This is a genomic window from Paraburkholderia bryophila, from assembly GCF_013409255.1.
Taxonomy (GTDB): Bacteria; Pseudomonadota; Gammaproteobacteria; order Burkholderiales; family Burkholderiaceae; genus Paraburkholderia.
Map to the genome: position 1 here is coordinate 2,838,377 of NZ_JACCAS010000001.1, position 18,721 is coordinate 2,857,097.

The 18,721-nt window shown below is 62.4% G+C and carries 19 protein-coding genes; 11 read left to right on the plus strand and 8 right to left on the minus strand.

Annotated elements, in window-relative coordinates; translation table 11 throughout:
• Nucleotides 1–72: 72 nt before the first annotated feature.
• Complete coding sequence (locus GGD40_RS12575; RefSeq protein ID WP_105512263.1) at nucleotides 73–600, plus strand: Lrp/AsnC family transcriptional regulator; 528 nt, start codon at nucleotides 73–75, stop codon at nucleotides 598–600.
• A 23-nt stretch (nucleotides 601–623) separates the two neighbouring features.
• On the opposite strand, the gene GGD40_RS12580 is transcribed toward GGD40_RS12575, so the two are convergent.
• Nucleotides 624–1,436 (minus strand): SDR family NAD(P)-dependent oxidoreductase, encoded by an 813-nt coding sequence (locus GGD40_RS12580; protein WP_179743893.1) that lies wholly within the window; start codon nucleotides 1,434–1,436, stop codon nucleotides 624–626.
• A 182-nt stretch (nucleotides 1,437–1,618) separates the two neighbouring features.
• On the opposite strand from GGD40_RS12580, the gene GGD40_RS12585 reads away from it, so the two are divergent.
• Both GGD40_RS12585 and GGD40_RS12590 read left to right on the plus strand, forming a co-directional pair.
• Complete coding sequence (locus GGD40_RS12585; protein ID WP_179743894.1) at nucleotides 1,619–2,554, plus strand: GlxA family transcriptional regulator; 936 nt, start codon at nucleotides 1,619–1,621, stop codon at nucleotides 2,552–2,554.
• Nucleotides 2,555–2,625: 71 nt separating this feature from the next.
• The gene (locus tag GGD40_RS12590) at nucleotides 2,626–3,051 is read left to right on the plus strand and encodes an HIT family protein (protein ID WP_179743895.1); all 426 of its coding nucleotides are present in this window, start codon (nucleotides 2,626–2,628) and stop codon (nucleotides 3,049–3,051) included.
• A gap of 267 nt (nucleotides 3,052–3,318) precedes the next feature.
• On the opposite strand, the gene GGD40_RS12595 is transcribed toward GGD40_RS12590, so the two are convergent.
• Nucleotides 3,319–3,534 (minus strand): hypothetical protein, encoded by a 216-nt coding sequence (locus GGD40_RS12595; protein ID WP_179743896.1) that lies wholly within the window; start codon nucleotides 3,532–3,534, stop codon nucleotides 3,319–3,321.
• A 97-nt stretch (nucleotides 3,535–3,631) separates the two neighbouring features.
• Nucleotides 3,632–3,811, minus strand: a complete 180-nt coding sequence (locus GGD40_RS12600; RefSeq protein ID WP_179708932.1) for a hypothetical protein — start codon at nucleotides 3,809–3,811, stop codon at nucleotides 3,632–3,634.
• Nucleotides 3,812–4,089: 278 nt separating this feature from the next.
• Between GGD40_RS12600 and speG the strand changes: the two genes are divergently transcribed.
• Both speG and sap1 read left to right on the plus strand, forming a co-directional pair.
• Complete coding sequence (speG, locus tag GGD40_RS12605; protein WP_179743897.1) at nucleotides 4,090–4,632, plus strand: spermidine N1-acetyltransferase; 543 nt, start codon at nucleotides 4,090–4,092, stop codon at nucleotides 4,630–4,632.
• Between the two features lie 446 nt (nucleotides 4,633–5,078).
• On the plus strand, nucleotides 5,079–5,417 hold the full coding sequence (sap1, locus tag GGD40_RS12610) for a surface attachment protein Sap1 (RefSeq protein ID WP_179707580.1): 339 nt from the start codon (nucleotides 5,079–5,081) through the stop codon (nucleotides 5,415–5,417).
• A gap of 296 nt (nucleotides 5,418–5,713) precedes the next feature.
• On the opposite strand, the gene GGD40_RS12615 is transcribed toward sap1, so the two are convergent.
• The 4 genes from GGD40_RS12615 to GGD40_RS12630 all read right to left on the minus strand — a co-directional run bounded on the left by GGD40_RS12615 (nucleotide 5,714) and on the right by GGD40_RS12630 (nucleotide 11,225).
• The gene (locus GGD40_RS12615; RefSeq protein ID WP_179743898.1) at nucleotides 5,714–7,447 is read right to left on the minus strand and encodes an IlvD/Edd family dehydratase; all 1,734 of its coding nucleotides are present in this window, start codon (nucleotides 7,445–7,447) and stop codon (nucleotides 5,714–5,716) included.
• A 39-nt stretch (nucleotides 7,448–7,486) separates the two neighbouring features.
• A complete protein-coding gene (gene araH, locus GGD40_RS12620) occupies nucleotides 7,487–8,491 on the minus strand; it encodes an L-arabinose ABC transporter permease AraH (RefSeq protein WP_179743899.1) in 1,005 nt (334 codons plus the stop codon).
• Between the two features lie 70 nt (nucleotides 8,492–8,561).
• Nucleotides 8,562–10,130, minus strand: a complete 1,569-nt coding sequence (gene araG / locus GGD40_RS12625; protein WP_179743900.1) for an L-arabinose ABC transporter ATP-binding protein AraG — start codon at nucleotides 10,128–10,130, stop codon at nucleotides 8,562–8,564.
• 90 nt (nucleotides 10,131–10,220) lie between these two features.
• Nucleotides 10,221–11,225, minus strand: a complete 1,005-nt coding sequence (locus GGD40_RS12630; RefSeq protein WP_179707588.1) for an arabinose ABC transporter substrate-binding protein — start codon at nucleotides 11,223–11,225, stop codon at nucleotides 10,221–10,223.
• A 246-nt stretch (nucleotides 11,226–11,471) separates the two neighbouring features.
• On the opposite strand from GGD40_RS12630, the gene GGD40_RS12635 reads away from it, so the two are divergent.
• The gene (locus tag GGD40_RS12635; RefSeq protein ID WP_035554253.1) at nucleotides 11,472–12,449 is read left to right on the plus strand and encodes a LysR family transcriptional regulator; all 978 of its coding nucleotides are present in this window, start codon (nucleotides 11,472–11,474) and stop codon (nucleotides 12,447–12,449) included.
• Nucleotides 12,450–12,591: 142 nt separating this feature from the next.
• Complete coding sequence (locus GGD40_RS12640; protein WP_179708934.1) at nucleotides 12,592–13,146, plus strand: YaeQ family protein; 555 nt, start codon at nucleotides 12,592–12,594, stop codon at nucleotides 13,144–13,146.
• A gap of 30 nt (nucleotides 13,147–13,176) precedes the next feature.
• Here GGD40_RS12640 and GGD40_RS12645 read toward each other — a convergent pair whose 3' ends face one another.
• Complete coding sequence (locus GGD40_RS12645) at nucleotides 13,177–13,602, minus strand: VOC family protein (protein ID WP_179707592.1); 426 nt, start codon at nucleotides 13,600–13,602, stop codon at nucleotides 13,177–13,179.
• A gap of 394 nt (nucleotides 13,603–13,996) precedes the next feature.
• Between GGD40_RS12645 and ada the strand changes: the two genes are divergently transcribed.
• From ada to GGD40_RS12665, 4 genes are all read left to right on the plus strand, one after another.
• The gene (gene ada, locus GGD40_RS12650; RefSeq protein ID WP_179743901.1) at nucleotides 13,997–15,184 is read left to right on the plus strand and encodes a bifunctional DNA-binding transcriptional regulator/O6-methylguanine-DNA methyltransferase Ada; all 1,188 of its coding nucleotides are present in this window, start codon (nucleotides 13,997–13,999) and stop codon (nucleotides 15,182–15,184) included.
• Complete coding sequence (locus GGD40_RS12655; RefSeq protein WP_179743902.1) at nucleotides 15,181–16,098, plus strand: DNA-3-methyladenine glycosylase family protein; 918 nt, start codon at nucleotides 15,181–15,183, stop codon at nucleotides 16,096–16,098. The genes ada and GGD40_RS12655 overlap by 4 nt, the downstream gene beginning before the upstream one ends.
• 203 nt (nucleotides 16,099–16,301) lie before the next feature.
• Nucleotides 16,302–17,918, plus strand: a complete 1,617-nt coding sequence (gene gshA, locus GGD40_RS12660) for a glutamate--cysteine ligase (RefSeq protein WP_179707598.1) — start codon at nucleotides 16,302–16,304, stop codon at nucleotides 17,916–17,918.
• Between the two features lie 213 nt (nucleotides 17,919–18,131).
• A complete protein-coding gene (locus GGD40_RS12665) occupies nucleotides 18,132–18,620 on the plus strand; it encodes a hypothetical protein (protein WP_179707599.1) in 489 nt (162 codons plus the stop codon).
• Nucleotides 18,621–18,721: the final 101 nt, after the last annotated feature.

An 18,721-nucleotide genomic window follows, 5' to 3' on the forward strand; every position in this document is an offset into this window, starting at 1 on the left:
AATTGCTTGTGATCGTCGGCTGCGATAGGCTATTTATTCCGAAATTCGCCGCCCTCACGGAATATTTCATCTATGACGACGCCACCCCGCCGGCTCGACCGCATCGACATCGGCATCCTTAGCCAGTTGCAGCAGAACGCGCGCATCACCAATGCGGATCTGGCGCGCTCGGTGAATCTGTCGCCTACGCCGTGCTTCAACCGCGTGCGCGCGCTGGAAAAGCTGGGCCTGTTCAAGCAGCAGGTCACGCTGCTCAATCCGGAACCGCTCGGGCTGCGCATCAACGTGTTTATTCAGGTGAGTCTGGAAAAGCAGGTGGAAGACGCGCTGCAGCGTTTCGAGCAGGCGATTTCGGCGCGCCCCGAGGTGATGGAGTGCTATCTGATGACGGGCGACGCCGATTATCTGTTGCGCGTCGTAATGCCGGATATGCAGACGCTCGAGCGCTTCATCGTCGATCATCTGACGAAGATTCCGGGTATTTCCAATATCCGTTCGAGTTTTGCGCTCAAGCAGGTGCGCTATAAGACGGCGCTGCCATTGCCGTCGTCGGGATTGACGCTGGTCGATCCCGACGACGTGGCGACGGATTGGCGCTAGAGCGCCGCGCCGTAAAGCCTTCTTCAAGCCGCCTTGGCGCTCGCGTAACGCGCGGCCGGCAGCTTGTGCGACAGGTTCGGCTGCAAATGCTGACGCGCGGTGTTGAAACGCTCCCAATCGGCCGCGTCCGGCAACGACGGGATCGTCACCAGTTCGCCCTGGTCCAGACCGGCGAGCGCCGCGTCCACCATGTCTTCGGCGGTCATGACGATCTGCGCGGGCAAATGCTCGACCGAGAGTCCGGCACGGTCCCAGAACGCCGTGCTGGTCGCGCCCGGCAACACCGCCTGCAACTGCACGCCCTTGTCGCCCACTTCGTGCTGCAGCGACTGCGTCAGATTCAGCACATAGGCCTTGGTGCCGCTATACGTGCCGTTCAACATCTCCGGCGACAACGCCACGACCGACGACACATTGATCAGAATCCCTTTGCCACGCGCGACGAAACCCGGCACGGCTGCCGCCGTCAGGCGCGTGAGCGCGGTCACGTTCAGCTCGATCATCTGTTCGAGCGCGTCGACGTCGGAATCGATCAGCGACGCCGTCGCGCCGACGCCCGCGTTGTTGACCAGCATCGTGATGTTTTGGTCCACACGCAGCCGGTCTTCGATGCGGCGCGTATCGGCTTTGACGGTCAGATCCGCGCCGATGGTCTCGACGCTGCGACCGGTGGCCTGCTTCAAACGGTCGGCCAGGCCGTTCAGCCGGGCGACATCCCGTGCGACGAGGATCAGGTCGTAACCGCGCCGCGCGAGGCGGTCCGCATACACCGCGCCGATGCCCGACGATGCACCCGTTACCAATGCCGTTCCCTTGTTGTTTGCTTGCGTTGCCATTTGAAGTGCTCCTTGCGGGCGTGGCGCGTTGCGCCTGTGCCCTGTCAGATATCAGATGAATGGAAAAACCGGAAACCGCCGCTGCCGTGCCGTTTCACCGCGCACTGCAGGTTGACGAGGCAAGTCTAGACGCGTAGTCTTGCGTCTCAAATGTCATAATTACCTCGTTTTAGGACATCGCGATGAGACACGTCGGCGTGGTGGTTTTTCCGGGCTTCCAGATCCTCGATATGGTCGCGATCTCGGTGTTCGAACTCGCCAACCTGGTGGCCGGGCAGCCCGAATATCAGGTCGAGGTGATTTCCGAACACGGCGGCACGGTGCGCAGCTCGTCCGGCATCGAGGTCGTCTCGCGGCCATTCGGCGATCCCGCCTACGACACCGTGGTCGTGACCGGCGCCATGGAAATCGCGCCGTCGTCGCCCGGCATGCTGGCGTTTCTGAACGACGCGCTCGCCGCGTCGCGTCGCACCACCAGCATCTGCACCGGCGCCTTCGTGCTGGCGGAGGCCGGTATTCTCGACGGCCGCCACGCCACCACCCACTGGGCCTATTCGGGCGAGCTGCAACGGCGCTTTCCCGGCGCGCGGGTCGACGACGACCGCATTTTTATCGTCGACGGTACCGTGTGGACGTCCGCCGGCATGACGGCGTGCATTGACCTCTGTCTGGCGCTGGTTGAAAACGATCTCGGCACGGCGGTGTCGCGCGCGATCGCCAAGAAGCTCGTGGTGTATCACCGGCGCACCGGCGGCCAGTCGCAGTTTTCCGCCATGCTCGATCTCGAGCCGAAATCCGATCGCATCCAGAGCGCGCTGTCGTATGCCAAGAACCATCTGCGCGAGCCGTTGACGGTCGAACAACTCGCCGACGTCGCGCATTTGAGCCCGCGGCAGTTCAGCCGCGCGTTTCGCGACGAAACCCGCCAATCACCCGCCAAAGCGATTGAAGCGTTGCGCGTGGAGGCCGCGCGCGCCATGCTGGAGGCAGGCCGTCATTCAATGGAAGCCGTCGCCATCGACACCGGTTTCGTCGACACCGAACGAATGCGGCGCGCCTTTCTGCGGGCGTATGGCCAACCACCGCAGGCAATCAAGCGCGCGGCCCGCGCGCTGTAACAGTCGAGGCGGACAATAGAGGCAATGCGGCATCCCTCGAACTGTCCCTGCAACCCAGGAAAGGAAGCGTGATGAACTACGACAACAGCAATCCCTTCGCGAGGATTCTGCGTGGCGAACTACCCTGCATCAAAGTCGCGGAAACCAGAACGGCGCTGGCCTTCATGGATCTGATGCCGCAAGCGGACGGCCATTTGCTGGTGGTGCCGAAAGAGGCGGTGGCGGAGATTTTCGAGTTGTCGGATGCGTCGACGGTGGCTTGCATGCGTATGACGCAGAAGCTGGCGATCGCCGTGCGCGCGGCCTTGCAGCCCGACGGCGTGTTTATCGGCCAGTTCAACGGCGTTGCGGCCGGTCAAACCGTGCCGCATGTGCATTTTCACGTAATTCCGCGCTGGGACGGCCAGCCGCTGCGCATGCACGCGCGCGAGGTCGCCGACGCGGACACGCTCGAAGCCCTCGCCCAACGGATTCGCGCTTATTGGCGTGCCGATTGAGGTGGGCTGACGCGTCGGTCGAAGCTGAATGCCGCGTATTGCGCCGTAATAACTGTAAAAGCCGATGAAACCAGCGGCGCGCGTTCACCAGTTAGACTTATCTCTGCCTTGTGTACCCGCAAGGCATTGAGTGTGGATCTCTTTTTCAGCCTGCCCGAAACGGCAGGCTTTTTTATTGGTGGACACGTATTTGCGCGCGCTGTGCTGCCGGACTTGGGGCGCAGCGCCCCGCGTAAAAAAACCCGCGCGCGGCGGGTTCGGGATTCATCAACGGTGATACGGCGCCGGGCCATGATGCGGCGGCGGCCGACGGTGAGGGTGGTAATGATGTGGCGGCGGCACGCGGCGGCAGCGCTTCACCAGACGACCATGCACCCACACGCGTTTGCACACCACCCGGGAATGGGAATGCGCCTCGGCAGCCGCCGGCACGAAGGCCGCGGCGGTGGCCGCCAGCAGCATCAAAGACATCAGTTTGCGCACAACACCTCCTGTTCAACGGGCCGTCATTCTAAAACGGCACCGTCGATTCGTGCTGTGCAGCACCCAGGAGGATCAGCGATTAGTCAAAGACGGCGCGTTAAAGCCGATTCCGCGTACGGCGCAACGGATGCCGCCAGTCGATGCGCCGCGGTTTAACGTGCGCGGGTCGCATCTCGTGTAAATGCCGATGTTCTTGCCACAATTCGTCGGAGAAAAGAAACGCGACGATAAGCAGCGGAATCACCAGAAAAACGCCCAGAATCAAGTGCTCGATCACGGTGGCCTCCGATCGCAAGAGCATGATTTCATTGTAGAGCACCGCATGTGCCCGAACGGTGTCGCGCCACGCATAAACACGCGGCAACCCGCCTGCGACAACGCGACGCCCCGCCCCCCGTCAAACCCACGCGCCGCCTCGGTTCGCCGCGTGGCTATGTCGCACCGCGCTGGCACACTGTACGAACTCCCGGCTACGCGCCCTGACTAACTGGAGCGCGCTTGATGCGCCGTCACCGGCCTCGCGCGCCCAGACCAATAATTCTCAAGGGGAATCTCATGACCACCGAACGCAGCAACGACCTCACCTTGCGCCCACTCGAGCGCACCGATCTGCGCTTCGTGCACGAAGTGAACAACAACGCGAAAATCATGCGTTACTGGTTCGAGGAGCCGTACGAAACCTTCTCCGAACTGACCCAACTGTACGACCAGCACGTGCACGATCTGCGCGAGCGCCGCTTCGTCGCGATCGACAACGAAGGGCAAACCATCGGCGTCGTCGAGTTGATCGAGCTGGACTATATTCACCGACGCGGCGAGTTCCAGATCATCATCGCGCCGCACGCGCAGGGCCGCGGCTACGCGACCGTCGCGACTCAACTCGCGATCGACTATGCGTTTTCGGTGCTGAATCTGCGCAAGGTCTACCTGATTGTGGACAAGTCGAATACCGCGGCGATCCACGTCTACGAAAAGTGCGGCTTCAGGCATGAGGCCGAGTTGATCGAGGAGTTTTTCGGCAACGGCAGCTATCACAACGCGTTGCGCATGTGCCTGTTCCAGGCGGAGTTTTTCGCGTCGAAGCAGCGCGAAAAATGAACGCGCGAGGGTCGCCGGACGTCGCTCACGCGCAATGGCGACCCAGCCTGGCATCGTTTATCTTCTGCACGTACACCGTTATTTCGAGATTTTGCTTTGATCGTCTGAATGACTTTGTGTGCAATGCACCAAGTACGCGAATTAAATGTAGTAAATCGCTTAATTGGTGCTACTCGTTTACGCCAATACGCGCCGCAAAGCTTTACTGGTTAAAGCGGCGTGCCCTGCGCATCCGTCAGTTACCCATCGCCATTCCAACCATTTAAGCGGCTGCTCAATGTTTAAGCAGCCACGACGCATGGTGTGACAATTCGCCGCTGTTGCGACCGCACACAAGATGTGCTTGTCGTTCTTCGCCATTCTTCTAAAGTGCAAGTTGCGGGTGGGACGTTAAAGTTAAATACATAGCTAACCTGAGTATTCCCCGACCCGCACCGGAGGAAAATATGAAAACGCGAATCGCCCTTGTTTTCGCTATTGCGGGTTTGGCTGCCGCGACTGTTCAGGCGCAAGACGTCATGATCAAGCCGCAGCAAACCATTCAATTCAAAGCCAATGCGTACGGCTGTCTGTCGAAGGATAAACTCGACGCCGCCGATGTACATGCCCAGGCTGGCGAACAGCAGCAGATGCAGGAGTTCTTCTCCGGATATCAATGCGTTTCCACGCCGGAAAACTCGAGCTTCCGCGTGGTGCGCGTAGTCGGCCACGACGTCGAATTCGTGAATTCCGGCAATAGCGATACGGAAGGCCTCTGGGCAAACGATCGCTTTATCAAACAATAAACTGAAAATAAGCTGAACGCCGTCATTCCGGTATCACGCCGGAATGAGTTGTTGTGTCGGACAATAAGATTCTCTGACTGTTAAAAGCCGGAGGCGGTGGACCTGTGAGTAATAGATCGGCCGGGCATTACGTGCCCGGCCGATTTATTTTGTGCGCGGCGTTTTTGCGGGTAGCTAATTGGAGGCGAAGGCGCACGCGGACAAAAAAAGCCGATGCAGCCTATCGGTCCGCATCGGCAGTACGCCTTCTCGCAAAGCGCAGGTTCAATCAATCAGTTCATCAGTCAACGCGTCGATCAATGCGAATCGCGCGGCACCGGCGCGCCGCTCGAGCCAACGAGGAAGTCCAGATCCGCGCCCTGATCCGCTTGCAGCACATGCTCGACATACAGCTTGTAGTAGCCGCGTTTGGGCGGCTCCGGCGGCAGCCATGTGGCGCGTCGGCGGGCGAGTTCGTCGTCGGAGACGTCGAGGTACAGACGGCGCGCTTCGACGTCCAGTTCGATCATGTCGCCGGTTTGCACGAACGCGAGCGGGCCGCCCGCAGCCGCTTCCGGCGACACGTGCAGCACCACCGTGCCGTAGGCCGTGCCGCTCATGCGGCCGTCGGAAATTCGCACCATGTCCGTGATGCCTTTTTGCAGCACCTTTTTCGGCAGCGGCATGTTGCCGACTTCCGCGAAACCCGGATAACCCTTCGGGCCCGCACCCTTGAGCACCATGATGCAATGCTCGTCGATGTCGAGCGACTCGTCGTCGATCTTCGCGTGCAGTTCCTCGATGTTTTCGAACACGACCGCGCGACCGCGATGCTTGAGCAATTGCGCGGTGGCCGCCGACGGCTTGATCACCGCGCCATTCGGCGCGAGGTTGCCCTTGAGCACGGCGATGCCCGCCTTCGGCTTGAACGGCTCGGCAAACGTGGTGATGACTTTCTCGTCGTGATTCGGCGCGTTGCGCACGTTGTCCCAGATCGTTTTACCGTTCACGGTCAGCGCTTCGCGATGCAACAGGCCTTGTTCGCCCATTTGCTTCAACACCGCCGGCAAACCGCCCGCGTAGTAAAAATCCTCCATCAGATATTCACCCGACGGCTGCAGATTCACCAGACACGGCACGTTCGAACCCAGCTCCCAATCCTCAAGCGACAACTCCACGCCGATGCGCTTGGCTAGCGCGATCAGATGCACCACCGCATTGGTCGAGCCGCCGATCGCCGCGTTCGTGCGAATCGCGTTTTCGAACGCCTGGCGCGTGAGGATCTTGTCCATGGTCAGATCCTCGCGAACCATATCGACAATCCGCCGGCCGGCCAGATGCGCGAGTACCTGACGGCGCGCGTCGACGGCGGGAATCGCGGCGTTGTGCGGCAAGCCCATGCCGAGCGATTCGACCATCGACGCCATCGTCGACGCCGTGCCCATCGTCATGCAATGACCGCGCGAGCGGTTCATGCACGACTCGGCTTCGGTGAATTCTTCCTGCGTCATCGAGCCGGCGCGGACTTCCTCCGACATCTGCCAGACACCCGTGCCCGAGCCGATATGCTTGCCGCGAAACCGGCCGTTGAGCATCGGCCCGCCCGACACCGCCAGCGCAGGCAGATTGCATGACGCCGCGCCCATCAGCAGCGCAGGGGTGGTCTTATCGCAACCGACCAGCAAGATCACGCCGTCCATCGGATTGCCGCGAATCGACTCCTCGACATCCATCGAAGCGAGGTTGCGAAACAGCATCGCGGTGGGCCGCAAATTGGTCTCGCCGAGCGACATCACCGGAAACTCCAGCGGCAGGCCACCGGCTTCGTGCACGCCTTTTTTCACGTACTCCGCGAGCTCGCGAAAGTGCGCGTTGCACGGCGTCAGTTCGGACCACGTGTTGCAGATGCCGATCACCGGACGCCCGTCGAACTCGTCGTGCGGAATGCCCTGGTTTTTCATCCACGAGCGATGCAGAAAACCATCGCGGTCCTTGAGGCCGAACCACGCCTGACTGCGCAGCGGCTTTTTTGTCTGGTTCGAATCAGCCATGAAATCTCCTGTTGGCAAAGTGGGGGAGCAGGGCGTGCGTCACTGCACGCGCTTGCTGCGACGGAACTGATCGAACAGCACCGCGAGCAGCAGAATCCCGCCGCGAATCAGGTACTGATAAAAGGTCGGCACGTTCATCAGGCTCATGGCGTCCTGCACCGAGCCCATGATCAGCACGCCGACCAGCACACCGGAAATCGTCGCGACGCCGCCCGTCAGCGACACGCCGCCGAGCACGCACGCGGAAATCACGCCCAGTTCGAGCCCGACCGAGGTTTTCGGATCGCCCAGACTCATGCGCGACGCCAGCATCACGCCGGCAAAGCCGGTCACGAGGCCTTGCAATACGAACACTGTGATCTTGATCCGCGTGACCGGCAAGCCCGCCAGCAAGGCCGCCTCGCTATTGCCGCCGACCGCCAGCACGTTCTTGCCGAACACGGTTTTCTTCAGCAAGAATCCGAACAGCACGAAGCCGACGATGTTGCTCCAGATCGGGTATGAAATACCGAGGAACGCGCCACCGCCCAGGTCGAAGAAACGCTCTTCGGAGATCATCACCGCGTCGCCGTTCGACGTGATGTAGGCGAGGCCGCGCACGACTTCCATCATCGCGAGCGTGACGATCAGCGAGTTGATCTTGAAGCGCGCGACCAGCACGCCGTTCACCAGCCCGACCGCGCCACCCGCGAGCACGCCGGCCGCAATGCCGAGCGTCACGCTATGCGTCGCGGTGATCAGCGTGGACGCCACCACGCCCGCGAACGCGACGATCGACGCCACCGACAGATCCACTTCGCCGAGCGCGAGCACGAACATCATCGTCACCGAGATCGAGCCGATCAGCGTGACGGAAAGCAGCAGCCCCTGGATGTTTCGCGAGCTCAGAAAATCCGGCACCGTGAACGACAGCACCGCGAACAGAATCACGAACACCATCACGATGCCGGACTTGTTGATCAGATCCCAGGTGCGCGCGGCGCGCGCGCTGAGACCTGAGGCGACGACGGGGGAGGTCGAGGTGTCGGTTGAAGGTGTCTGCATGAGATGTGTTCCGTTTCAATGGCGCGATGCGCCTGCTTTGTTTCGCCGGGTGTTGTGCAGTCGGTTGCCGTTAGCGTGGCAGCGCGAGCTTGATCAATGCGTCCGGCGTGGCCTGCGCCTTCGGCAGATCGCCGACAATGCGGCCTTCCTTCATCACGATCACGCGATCCGCCACGCCGATCACTTCGGCGAGGTCGCTCGACACGACGATCACCGTGCGGCCCGCTTCGGCGAGCCCATACAGCAAGCCGTAGATTTCGCTGCGCGCGCCGACGTCGATACCGCGCGTGGGTTCGTCCATCAGAAACACGTCGATCTCTTCGGCAAGCCAGCGCGACAGAATCACCTTCTGCTGATTGCCGCCGGACAGCGTGCCGATCGGCGTGTCGCCGTTACGCGTCTTGATCGCGAGCTTGCCGATGAAGGTTTTTGCGGTCTGCGCTTCCTTGCGGCCGTTGAGCACGTTGAAGCGGCTGAAGTGACGACGGCAACTGATGTTGAGGTTGTCCGACACCGACGCGATCGAAACGATGCCTTCCTGCTTGCGGTCTTCCGGACACAGCGCGACACCGGCGCGCACTGCGTCGCGTGGCGTGGCGAAGCGCACCGCTTTTCCCTTGAGCGTGATGTCGCCAGCTGTGGGTTTGACGGCGCCGTAGATCAGCTTCATCAACTCGGAACGTCCCGCGCCGACCAGGCCGAAGAAGCCGACAATTTCACCGCGGCGCGCGGAGAACGAAGCCGGTTCACGCAGGCCGCGTCCCATCAATCCTTTGACGTCGAGTTGCACATCGCCGAGTTCGCGGGAACGGTAGCCGTACACGTCGGCAATCGAGCGGCCCACCATGCAACTGATCAGACGATCGCGGTCGAGTCCTTCGCCGGCGTCGAACGTATCGATGCGGCGTCCGTCGCGGAACACCGTCACGCGATCGCATAGTTCGTAGACTTCATCCATGCGATGCGTGACGTAGATAATCGCGCGGCCTTCGGCCTTCAATGCGCGAATGATCCGGAACAGTTGCGTGGTTTCGCGCGAAGACAGCGAACTGGTCGGCTCATCGAACGCGATCACGCGCGCGTCGCGCATCAGCGCCTTGCCGATTTCGATCATCTGCCGCTGACCGATCGACAGGTTCTTCACCTGTTGCGACGGATCGATCTTCTCGCCGAGCCGTTCGAGTTCACGCACCGCGCGCGCCACCAGCGCCTTTTCGTCGAGCACGCCGAAGCGGTTGGGCAGTGCGCCGAGCATCAGGTTTTCCGCGACGGTCAGCTCCGGCACCAGATGCAGTTCCTGATAGATGATCGCCACGCCCGCCGCGATCGCCGCCTTTGTCGTGGTGAATTGCTGCTCGACGCCGTCGAGCGACAACGTGCCCGCAGCGGGTTGATTCACACCGGACAGCACCTTGAGCAGCGTCGATTTGCCGGCGCCGTTTTCGCCCATCAAGCCATGCACTTCGCCACGTCGTACTTCGAGCGAAACCTGGTCGAGCGCGAGCACACCGGGAAAGCGCACGGTAATGCCGTCGAGCCGCAGATAAGGACGCGACGAGTCAAATGCCGTTGCGGACGAGGGCGCTTGCGTCGGCAGCGCCGCCTCGCCGAGGTGAGAGTCACTGGGTGAAGCCGTCATCGAAAACCTCGAACTCATGGACAACTTGGGCGGGCCGCGCTCGCGTGAATCCGCAAGAGACGGCCCGCCGCGTGCGAACGCGAATCCCGCTTAAATGCCGAGTTCTTTACGCACGTCCTGCCAGTTGCCGCGCACCATCAGCTTGCCGGTGGTCTGCGTATCGGCGGGCGGCTGCTTGCCGTCCTTGATCCACTCGACGAGGTTCTCCGTGCTCTCCTTGCCGTGCATCGTCGAACTCACGGCGATCGTGCCGTAGAAGCCCGTCGGCTCTTTCTTCTGGAATTCGGCGAACGCTTCGCCCGCGCCGTTGATGCCGACGCCGATCACATCCGCCGCCGGAATATGCAACTGCTCGGTCGCGCGCACGCCGCCCAGCACGCTTTCCTCGTTGAGCGCAAAGATCACCCACTTCTTGATGGTCGGATGCTGCGCCAGCACCGGCGACGAAGCGTTGAACCCGCCTTCGTCGTCGGTCGTTTTCTGCGGGGCGTCGAAGATGTTTTCCTTCTTGAAGCCGCCGGCCAGCAGCGATTGCGTCGCGCCGTCGGTGCGCAGCTTCGCGGTCGGCAGTTCGTAGTTCGTGATGCGCAGTGCGCCGACTTCTTCGGGTTTCCAGCCGCGGCGTTTCATTTCGTCGCTAATCGCCTGACCGACCTGATTGCCGATCTTGAGCGCGGACATGCCCAGATGCGGCACGTTCGGCAGCGGCTTGCCGGTGGAGTCGACGAGTTGATCGTCGACGGTGACGAACTTCATGTTGTAGCGCTTTGCGCGCGCCTGAATCGCCGGGCCGAGGCGCACGTCGGGCGCGCAGATCACGAAGCCGCTGGCGCCTTGCGCGCCGAGGTTGTCGATCGCGGCCAGCACTTTTTCGCCGTCGGGCGTGCCGATGTTCACCACCGAGAAGCCGTCCTTCTGACCGAGCGCGGAGGCCGCTTTCTGCTCGTTGATGAACCACGCCTGTTCCGGCATCTTCACGAGAAAGCCGACCTTGAGCGGCTGATCCGCGTGCGCGGAAAACTGGGCGGCGAAGGGCGCGGCGAGCGCGGCGGCAGCTATCGCGGATAGCGTCAAACGACGAAGCTTGCGGGTCATGGTTGTCTCCTGAAGTTGTAGTGCTGCGTTGATTTGATTTATGGGCAGCGGGGCAAAGCGGAACGGCTCAGAAAGTCCACGAATGGTATGAGCGGCCCCAATAACTTTCCAATCCCTTTTTAGGCCATTCCGATACCAATTCTGGTATGGCATCATGAAGCCTTGATCGGCGCTCACGAGCCGGCGGACGGCGGCTAGCCGTTCTGTGCAAATCGTCCGGGAGTCCGGAAGTCTGGGAGACAAGCCATGACGCGTAACTATTCGAACTGGTTTGTCCGCGCACGCCTGAAGACGCGGCAATTGCAGTTGCTCGCGGCCATGGAAGAAGAAGGCAACGTCCGGCGAGCCGCCGACATGCTCGGCATGACCCAGCCGGCGGCGTCGCGTCTGCTGAAAGAGCTGGAGGACATGCTGGAGGTCAGCCTGTTCGACCGCACGCCGCACGGCATGCGCGCCACGCTGTATGGCGAGGTGATGATTCGCCACGCGCGCATGGTGCTGTCGAATCTGAGCCACGCACACGACGAGATTTCGGCGTTGCGCGCCGGTCTGGCGGGGCAGGTGCGCATCGGCGTGATCGCGGCGGCCGCCGCGACGATGGTGCCGCGCGCGATTTCCCGCGTGAAGGAACGCTACCCGCAGTTGCAGATCTGGGCCGAAGTGGAAACATCCGACGTCATGCTGCCGCGGCTCGCCGAAGGTGAGCTGGACATCATGATTGGCCGCGTTCTGGAGCGGCAGAACCAGTTCAAGGCGGAAGTCAGCTACGAACCGCTGGCCGACGAACCGCTGTGCGTGGTCGCACGCCCCGGCCATCCTCTCGAAAATGAGACAGGTTTGACACTACGGGGAATCGTCAACGCAAGCTGGGTTTTGCATCCGCCGGGCAGCGTGTTGCGTCATCGCTTTGATCTGATGTTTTCGCACATTGGACTGAATCCGCCGCAAAACGTCGTGAATACGAACAATTTTCTGGCGATTTCGAGCTTACTGTTGCAAAGCGACATGTTGGCGGTTTTACCGGAAGAAGTGGCGCGTCAGTACCAACAGTACGGTGTCCTGAAGCGTATACCGATCGATTTACCGTACAGGATGGATACATTCGGTATCATCACGCGCCAGTCGCATCTCCTTTCTCCGGCGGCCTGCGTCGTGCTCGACGCCTTACGGGACGCGGCCGGCGAGGTCTACGGCACGGCTTTCGAGCCTGGCGTGGCGCGATAAATGCTTCTCCCGTGGTATCAGAGGCCGGCCAACGGCGCGGGAGGACCATACGATGTACAACAAACACGGAAAACGGCAACGCGCCGTCGACGATTCTTTTTCTGTTCGCTCCGGTGGAGCGAGCGCCTGGTTCAGTAACGGCATGGCTCTTAAATCGACGATTTACAAGGCGGAACTGCAGATCGCCAACATGGACCGGCACTACTACGCCGACCATTCGCTGACGATCGCCCGCCATCCCTCGGAAACCGACGATCGGATGATGGTCCGCGTCGCCGCGTTCGCGCTGTTCGCGCAGGAACGCCTCGAATTCTGCAAAGGTTTGTCGGATGTGGATGAACCCGACCTTTGGCAGAAGGACCTGACCGGCCAGATCGAAACCTGGATCGAAGTCGGCCAGCCGGACGAGCGGCGCATTGCCAAGGCGAGCGGTCGCTCGAACGAGGTGATCGTGATCGCCTACGGCGGCCGCACGTCGGACATCTGGTGGCAAGGCGTGCGTAGCAAGGTGGAGCGCATGCGTAACGTGACGGTGTGGTCGCTCGGCGAAGACATCGCCACGGCGCTCGGCTCGCTCGCCGCGCGGACCATGCGGCTGCAATGCACGGTGCAGGACGGCGAAGCCTGGCTCGGCAGCGCCGACGCCGATGCGGTGAAAATCGACTGGACGGTGCTGAAAGAGCCCGCTAACGCTTGATGTCGGCCTGACACAGCCGGCGCCTGAAGCTCAGAGCGACGTCATGCGCGCCGCTTCAGGCGGCCCTTTGAGTTCGACCATATTGCCCTCCGGGTCGAACAGATACAGCGACGGCCCGAAGCCGTCCGCGCCATAGCGCAGTCCCAGCTCGCCTAGTCGTACCCCGTGCCCCGTGAGGTGCGCCTTGAGCGCGTCGGCATCGAACGGGTCGACGCGCAGACACAGGTGATCCATATTCCGCCCCGTGCCCGGCACGCCGTTTTCGGCGTGATCGAGCCGCGCGCCGACCTGCAACAGGTCGATCAGCGAATGCCCCGCGCGCAACTGCGTCAGACCCAGATCCCGCTGTTCCTTCTCGAGACTGCAACCAAGCACGTCGCAGTAGAAGCGCGCCATCGTCTCGGCATTAGTCGCGCGGATGACAACATGGTCGATCTCGCGAATGTGGATTTTCATGTCGAACGCCCCTTGGCCGGTTCGCTGAACGGAGGAATTGCCAGTGTAGAAGAAAGGGCGCGGCCGCGAGCGGAGGGCGTGAAACCCGCCTGAAGGGCCGGATCGGGAAACTATGGACGAAAAAAAGCCCGCTCTATGTGGAGCGGGCTGAATCCATATCAGGAGGAGACATGGAGGAGACAAGGACTAATATACACACAGGGTTGGTGCGACGCAATAACTTTTTAAGGGAAAACCCGATATTGGGCCAAATTGTCGCAGTTTGCGGCAAAACGACCGTCCGGCGGGCGTTTCGGCCTACGGGGAAGCGCAATGACAGAGCAAGAACCGGGGCGTAGTGTGTGGGCAGGCGGCCTACATTGGTGAGCATCGACACCGCCTCTTCGGAACCATCATGACCCGCAATCCTATCGAGCACGCTTCCGGCCCCGCGAACTGGACTTCCGACGACGACCGCTGGGACGCCGTCACTGGCCGCGAGCCGCAGGCCGACGGCGCGTTCTTCTACGCCGTCAAAACCACCGGCGTATTCTGCCGCCCGTCGTGCGCGTCGCGCCAGCCGCGTCGCGAGAATGTGGCGTTTTTCGCCGATGCCGCCGCCGCGCGCGCCGCGGGCTTTCGCGATTGCAAGCGCTGCCAGCCCGGCGGTCTGCCGCGCGAACTGGCAATCGTCAATCGTGCCTGCGCTGCGCTGGATGCCGACCCGCAGCAGCGTCTCACGCTCGCGCAATTGAGCGACGCCGTGCACGTCAGCCCGTTTCACCTCCAGCGTCTGTTCAAGCGGGTAGTGGGCGTGTCGCCGCGTCAATATCAGGCGGCACAACGCGGCGCGGCGTTACGCGACGCGCTGCAAAGCGGCTCGGACGTGACGCGCGCCACGCTCGACGCCGGCTTCGGCTCGCCGTCGCGCATGTATGACAGCGCGTCGGCCGAGTTGGGCATGGCGCCGTCCGCGTATCGCCGCAAGGGCGCGGGGCTCACCGTGCGCTACGCGTGCGCGTCGACGTCGCTCGGTTTCGTGCTGGTCGCCGCGACGGACAAAGGCATCTGCAAGATCGGTTTCGGCGACGACGAAGCCTTGCTCGCCGACGACCTGCGGGGCGAATTCGCCAACGCCGACCTGCTGGAAGACGCCGCGCGGCTCGCGCCGTTCATCGCGCAGATCGACGCGTATTTGCGCGGCAGCCGTCAGGACTTCGATCTACCGCTCGATATCGCCGCGACTGCATTCCGGCAACGCGTCTGGGACGCGCTGCGGCGCATTCCGTACGGCGAGACGCGCAGCTATTCGGACATCGCCGAAGCGGTCGGCTCGCCGCGTGCCGTGCGCGCGGTGGCGAGCGCCTGCGCGACGAATCCGGTGGCGCTGGCGATTCCTTGTCATCGCGTGGTGCAGAAGGGTGGGGCGTTGGCGGGTTATCGCTGGGGTCTGCCGCGCAAGGCGGCGTTGCTCGATAATGAAGCGCAGCATGCGGGCCATGTTTCATCTCATGCACGCCTGCGCCAGCAAGGCGCCGCTGACGGCGCAAGCGCCGGCGCAGGTGTCGAACCCACTCATACCAAACTGGATCACGTCGCGTGAGCACGCTTGAAGACGTAGCAACTCTCGAACTACCGTTCAAACCGCCCTTCGACTGGCCGCGTCTGCTGCGTTTTTTCGGCGGACGCGCGACGCCCGGCGTCGAAGCCGTCGAAGACGGCGCGTATCGCCGCGCGATCGATTGGGCGGGCGACAGCGGCACGCTCAGCGTGCGGTTGCATCCACGGAAGCGCTGTCTGGTTGCGACGATCGACGGACCGGCAAGCCGTCACGCCGACGCGCTCGCCGCGCCGATCGCAAAGATGTTCGATCTACACGCCGAGCCGAAAAAGATCGCCGCCGAACTCGCCGCGGACCCGTGGCTCGCGCCGTTGGTCGAAGCCGTGCCGGGTCTGCGCGTGCCTGGTGCGTGGTCGGGTTTCGAGCTGGTGGTGCGCGCGATCGTCGGCCAGCAGGTCAGCGTTAAAGCGGCGACCACGATCATCGGCCGGTTGGTGCAACGTGCTGGCGAGCGCATCGAAGGGCATCCGCACGAGAACACCGCGTGGCGTTTTCCGACGCCCGCCGCGTTGGCCGCCGTGGATCTCGCGCAGATCGGCATGCCGGGTAAACGTGTAGCCGCGTTGCAGGGCTTCGCGCACGCGGTTGCCACCGGCGAAGTACCGCTCGACAGCACGACCGCCGACACCGCCACGTTGCGCGCCGCGTTGCTCGCGCGGCCCGGCATCGGACCGTGGACGGTTGAATACGTCGCGATGCGCGTATGGCGCGACGCCGACGCCTGGCCCGCGTCAGACCTCGTGCTGATGCAGTCGATCAGCGCGCGCGATCCATCGCTCGTGAAGCCCACGCAGCAGCGCGCGCGCACCGACGCATGGCGGCCCTGGCGCGCCTACGCAGCGATGCATCTGTGGAATGAGATTGCGGATCGGGCGGGCGGAGCACGCGGCGGTTGACGGCGCACGCGGGACGGCGAGCAAGCCGGCGAGCGGGACGTTTCAGGCGCTTGAAACGCCCGCCGAAGCGGCCTCAAGCAGCCGTTCTGGCGAGATGTTAAAGTGCCCGCTACTGAAAATTCCGCCGAATGTTGTCGACCGCGCCGTGCTGCCAGCGAGCAGCGCAGCGGCACATGGCGGCCGACAACGCCCGACTCGCCTCAATGCCAAACACCACATCTTCCCGCACGACCGACGCGTTCTCGCACCGCCTGTCCGTGCTGACCTCAGGCCCGCAGCGCGACGCGCTGTTGCGCGGCTTGCGCGGCATCGAAAAGGAAAGCCTGCGCGTTACGCACCAGGGCCAACTCACGTTGACGCCGCATCCGCGGGCGCTGGGTTCGGCGCTCACGCATCCGTCGCTCACTACTGACTATTCCGAAGCGCTGATCGAACTGATCACGCCGGCTGAGCACGACGTCGCGCTGACGCTCGAGAAGCTCGATACGCTGCACCGTTTCGTCTACGCGGAACTCGACGACGAGATCCTGTGGAACAACTCGATGCCGGGCCTGCTGCCCGACACCGACGAAGGCATTCCTATTGCGCATTACGGCAACTCGAACATCGGCAAATTGAAGTACGTATACCGCATTGGTCTCGCGCTGCGTTACGGCCGCACGATGCAGTGTATTGCGGGCATCCACTACAACTATTCGCTGAACGAAGAAGTGTGGCGAGTGCTGCATGCGGATCAGCAATCTACCGCGAGCGCGGTCGACTATCAGTCCGAGCGCTACCTCGCGCTGATCCGCAATTTCCGCCGCACCAACTGGCTGCTGATGTATCTGTTCGGCGCATCGCCGGCGCTGGACCGACGCTTCCTGCGCGATCGCCGGCACACGCTCGAGAACTTCGACGCCGACACGTTGTACCGTCCATACGCGACCAGCCTGCGCATGAGCGACCTCGGCTATTCGAACACCACGGCGCAGGCCGAGTTGCATGCCGACTACGACACGCTGCCGGGTTACCTCGACGCGCTCGCGAAAGCCGTGAGCCAGCCGTACCCCGCGTACGAGGCGATCGGAACGCAACGCGACGGCGAGTGGGTGCAGATCAACACCAACGTGCTGCAGATTGAAAACGAGTTTTACTCGACGATTCGTCCGAAGCGCGTCACGTATCCGGGCGAGCGTCCGCTGCATGCGCTGGCCGCGCGCGGCGTGCAATACGTCGAAGTGCGCTGCATGGATATCGACCCGTTCGAGCCGACCGGTATTTCGCTCGAGACGTCGCGCTTTCTAGACGCTTACCTGCTGGTTTGTGCGCTCGAAGACAGCGCGTTACTGCCGCCGGACGCCTACGCGGAAGCGAACCAGAACTTCGGCCGCGTGACGATGGAAGGCCGCAAGCCCGGCCTCGAACTGACGCGCGACGGTCAGCCGGTCGCCATGCTCGACTGGGCTAACGAGTTGATGCTCAAGATCGACGCCGCCGCAGCAACGCTCGACGCTTTGCACGGCGGCGACGCGCATGCACGCTCGGTCGCGGTGCAACGCGCGAAGCTCGCGGATGCGTCGCTGACGCCATCGGCACGCGTGCTGCAAACCATGCGCGACAAGCAGCAGAGCTTCCTCGCGTTCGGCCTCGAACAGAGCGAAGCGCACGCCGCACATTTCCGCGCGCGTCCGCTCGATGCCGAAGAAACGAAGGTGTTCACCGACCTCGCCGCGCAGTCGCTCGCGGAGCAAACCAAGCTCGAACAGGAAGAAGTCGGTTCGTTCGATGCATTCGTCGCGGCTTATCGGGCTTACACGTTGAATCGCTTCAGCGTGTAAGCGGCGAACACTCCAGCAGTACGACGAAAAGCGGCCCAGGTGGCCGCTTTTTCTTGGTGCGCAGGTAACGTCTACGTCAAAAGCGCTTGGGCGCCGCGCGATATCGGCAAATTCTCCACGCGCTCTGACGATTCTCTGATGCAGATGAAACACCGCATCGTCAGTAAGGTCCAAACTTGCATGACGCACTCCAGCGAGGGAGGAATCAACGTGATGAGAAAAGGTCTGTTGGCTGTGTTGTGCGCAGCGGCGGCGGGGTGTTCGACACAAGGGCAGGTCAACCCGGACGTGATGCAGATCGCGACAACGCCGTTGACGTGCACGAGCAAACCTCAGTGCGACGTCTGGTGGCAACGCGCGCAAACGTGGGTGTCGGGTCACTCGAAGTACAAGATCGAAGCCGCCACCGACACCTTGATTCAAACCGCCGGCCCCGACGGCGGCAAACGCGCGCTGGCGTATCAGATCACGCGCACCGCGAACCCCGACGGCACGGCGACGATCGGCTTCGCCGCGCATTGCGATGGCGCGATGGGTTGCAAGCCGAATCCGTGGGAAGCGGGCGCCGACTTCAAGGAGTACGTGCGCGGTGTCGCGAACAGTGCGCCGCAGAGTGGGGACGATGTGAAACCGACGGCGCATCCGGATGTTTCGCAGGGACAGTCGATCCCGTCGACGAATGGCGAAGCGGTAACGCAATGAAGAGGGGTTTCGGCCTTGGCTGAAGCCGAAACCGAAGCGAAAAACGAAAACGCGCGACGAGGAGCTTGGACAAACTCCGCTTCGTCGCGCGTCTCCGCTTT

Coding starts and splice junctions, on each gene's coding strand:
- GGD40_RS12575 (WP_105512263.1), top strand. CDS start 73: ATGACGACGCCACCCCGCCGGCTCGACCGCATCGACATCGGCATCCTT.
- GGD40_RS12580 (WP_179743893.1), bottom strand. CDS start 1,436: ATGGCAACGCAAGCAAACAACAAGGGAACGGCATTGGTAACGGGTGCA.
- GGD40_RS12585 (WP_179743894.1), top strand. CDS start 1,619: ATGAGACACGTCGGCGTGGTGGTTTTTCCGGGCTTCCAGATCCTCGAT.
- GGD40_RS12590 (WP_179743895.1), top strand. CDS start 2,626: ATGAACTACGACAACAGCAATCCCTTCGCGAGGATTCTGCGTGGCGAA.
- speG (WP_179743897.1), top strand. CDS start 4,090: ATGACCACCGAACGCAGCAACGACCTCACCTTGCGCCCACTCGAGCGC.
- sap1 (WP_179707580.1), top strand. CDS start 5,079: ATGAAAACGCGAATCGCCCTTGTTTTCGCTATTGCGGGTTTGGCTGCC.
- GGD40_RS12615 (WP_179743898.1), bottom strand. CDS start 7,447: ATGGCTGATTCGAACCAGACAAAAAAGCCGCTGCGCAGTCAGGCGTGG.
- araH (WP_179743899.1), bottom strand. CDS start 8,491: ATGCAGACACCTTCAACCGACACCTCGACCTCCCCCGTCGTCGCCTCA.
- araG (WP_179743900.1), bottom strand. CDS start 10,130: ATGACGGCTTCACCCAGTGACTCTCACCTCGGCGAGGCGGCGCTGCCG.
- GGD40_RS12630 (WP_179707588.1), bottom strand. CDS start 11,225: ATGACCCGCAAGCTTCGTCGTTTGACGCTATCCGCGATAGCTGCCGCC.
- GGD40_RS12635 (WP_035554253.1), top strand. CDS start 11,472: ATGACGCGTAACTATTCGAACTGGTTTGTCCGCGCACGCCTGAAGACG.
- GGD40_RS12640 (WP_179708934.1), top strand. CDS start 12,592: ATGGCTCTTAAATCGACGATTTACAAGGCGGAACTGCAGATCGCCAAC.
- GGD40_RS12645 (WP_179707592.1), bottom strand. CDS start 13,602: ATGAAAATCCACATTCGCGAGATCGACCATGTTGTCATCCGCGCGACT.
- ada (WP_179743901.1), top strand. CDS start 13,997: ATGACCCGCAATCCTATCGAGCACGCTTCCGGCCCCGCGAACTGGACT.
- gshA (WP_179707598.1), top strand. CDS start 16,302: ATGCCAAACACCACATCTTCCCGCACGACCGACGCGTTCTCGCACCGC.
- GGD40_RS12665 (WP_179707599.1), top strand. CDS start 18,132: ATGAGAAAAGGTCTGTTGGCTGTGTTGTGCGCAGCGGCGGCGGGGTGT.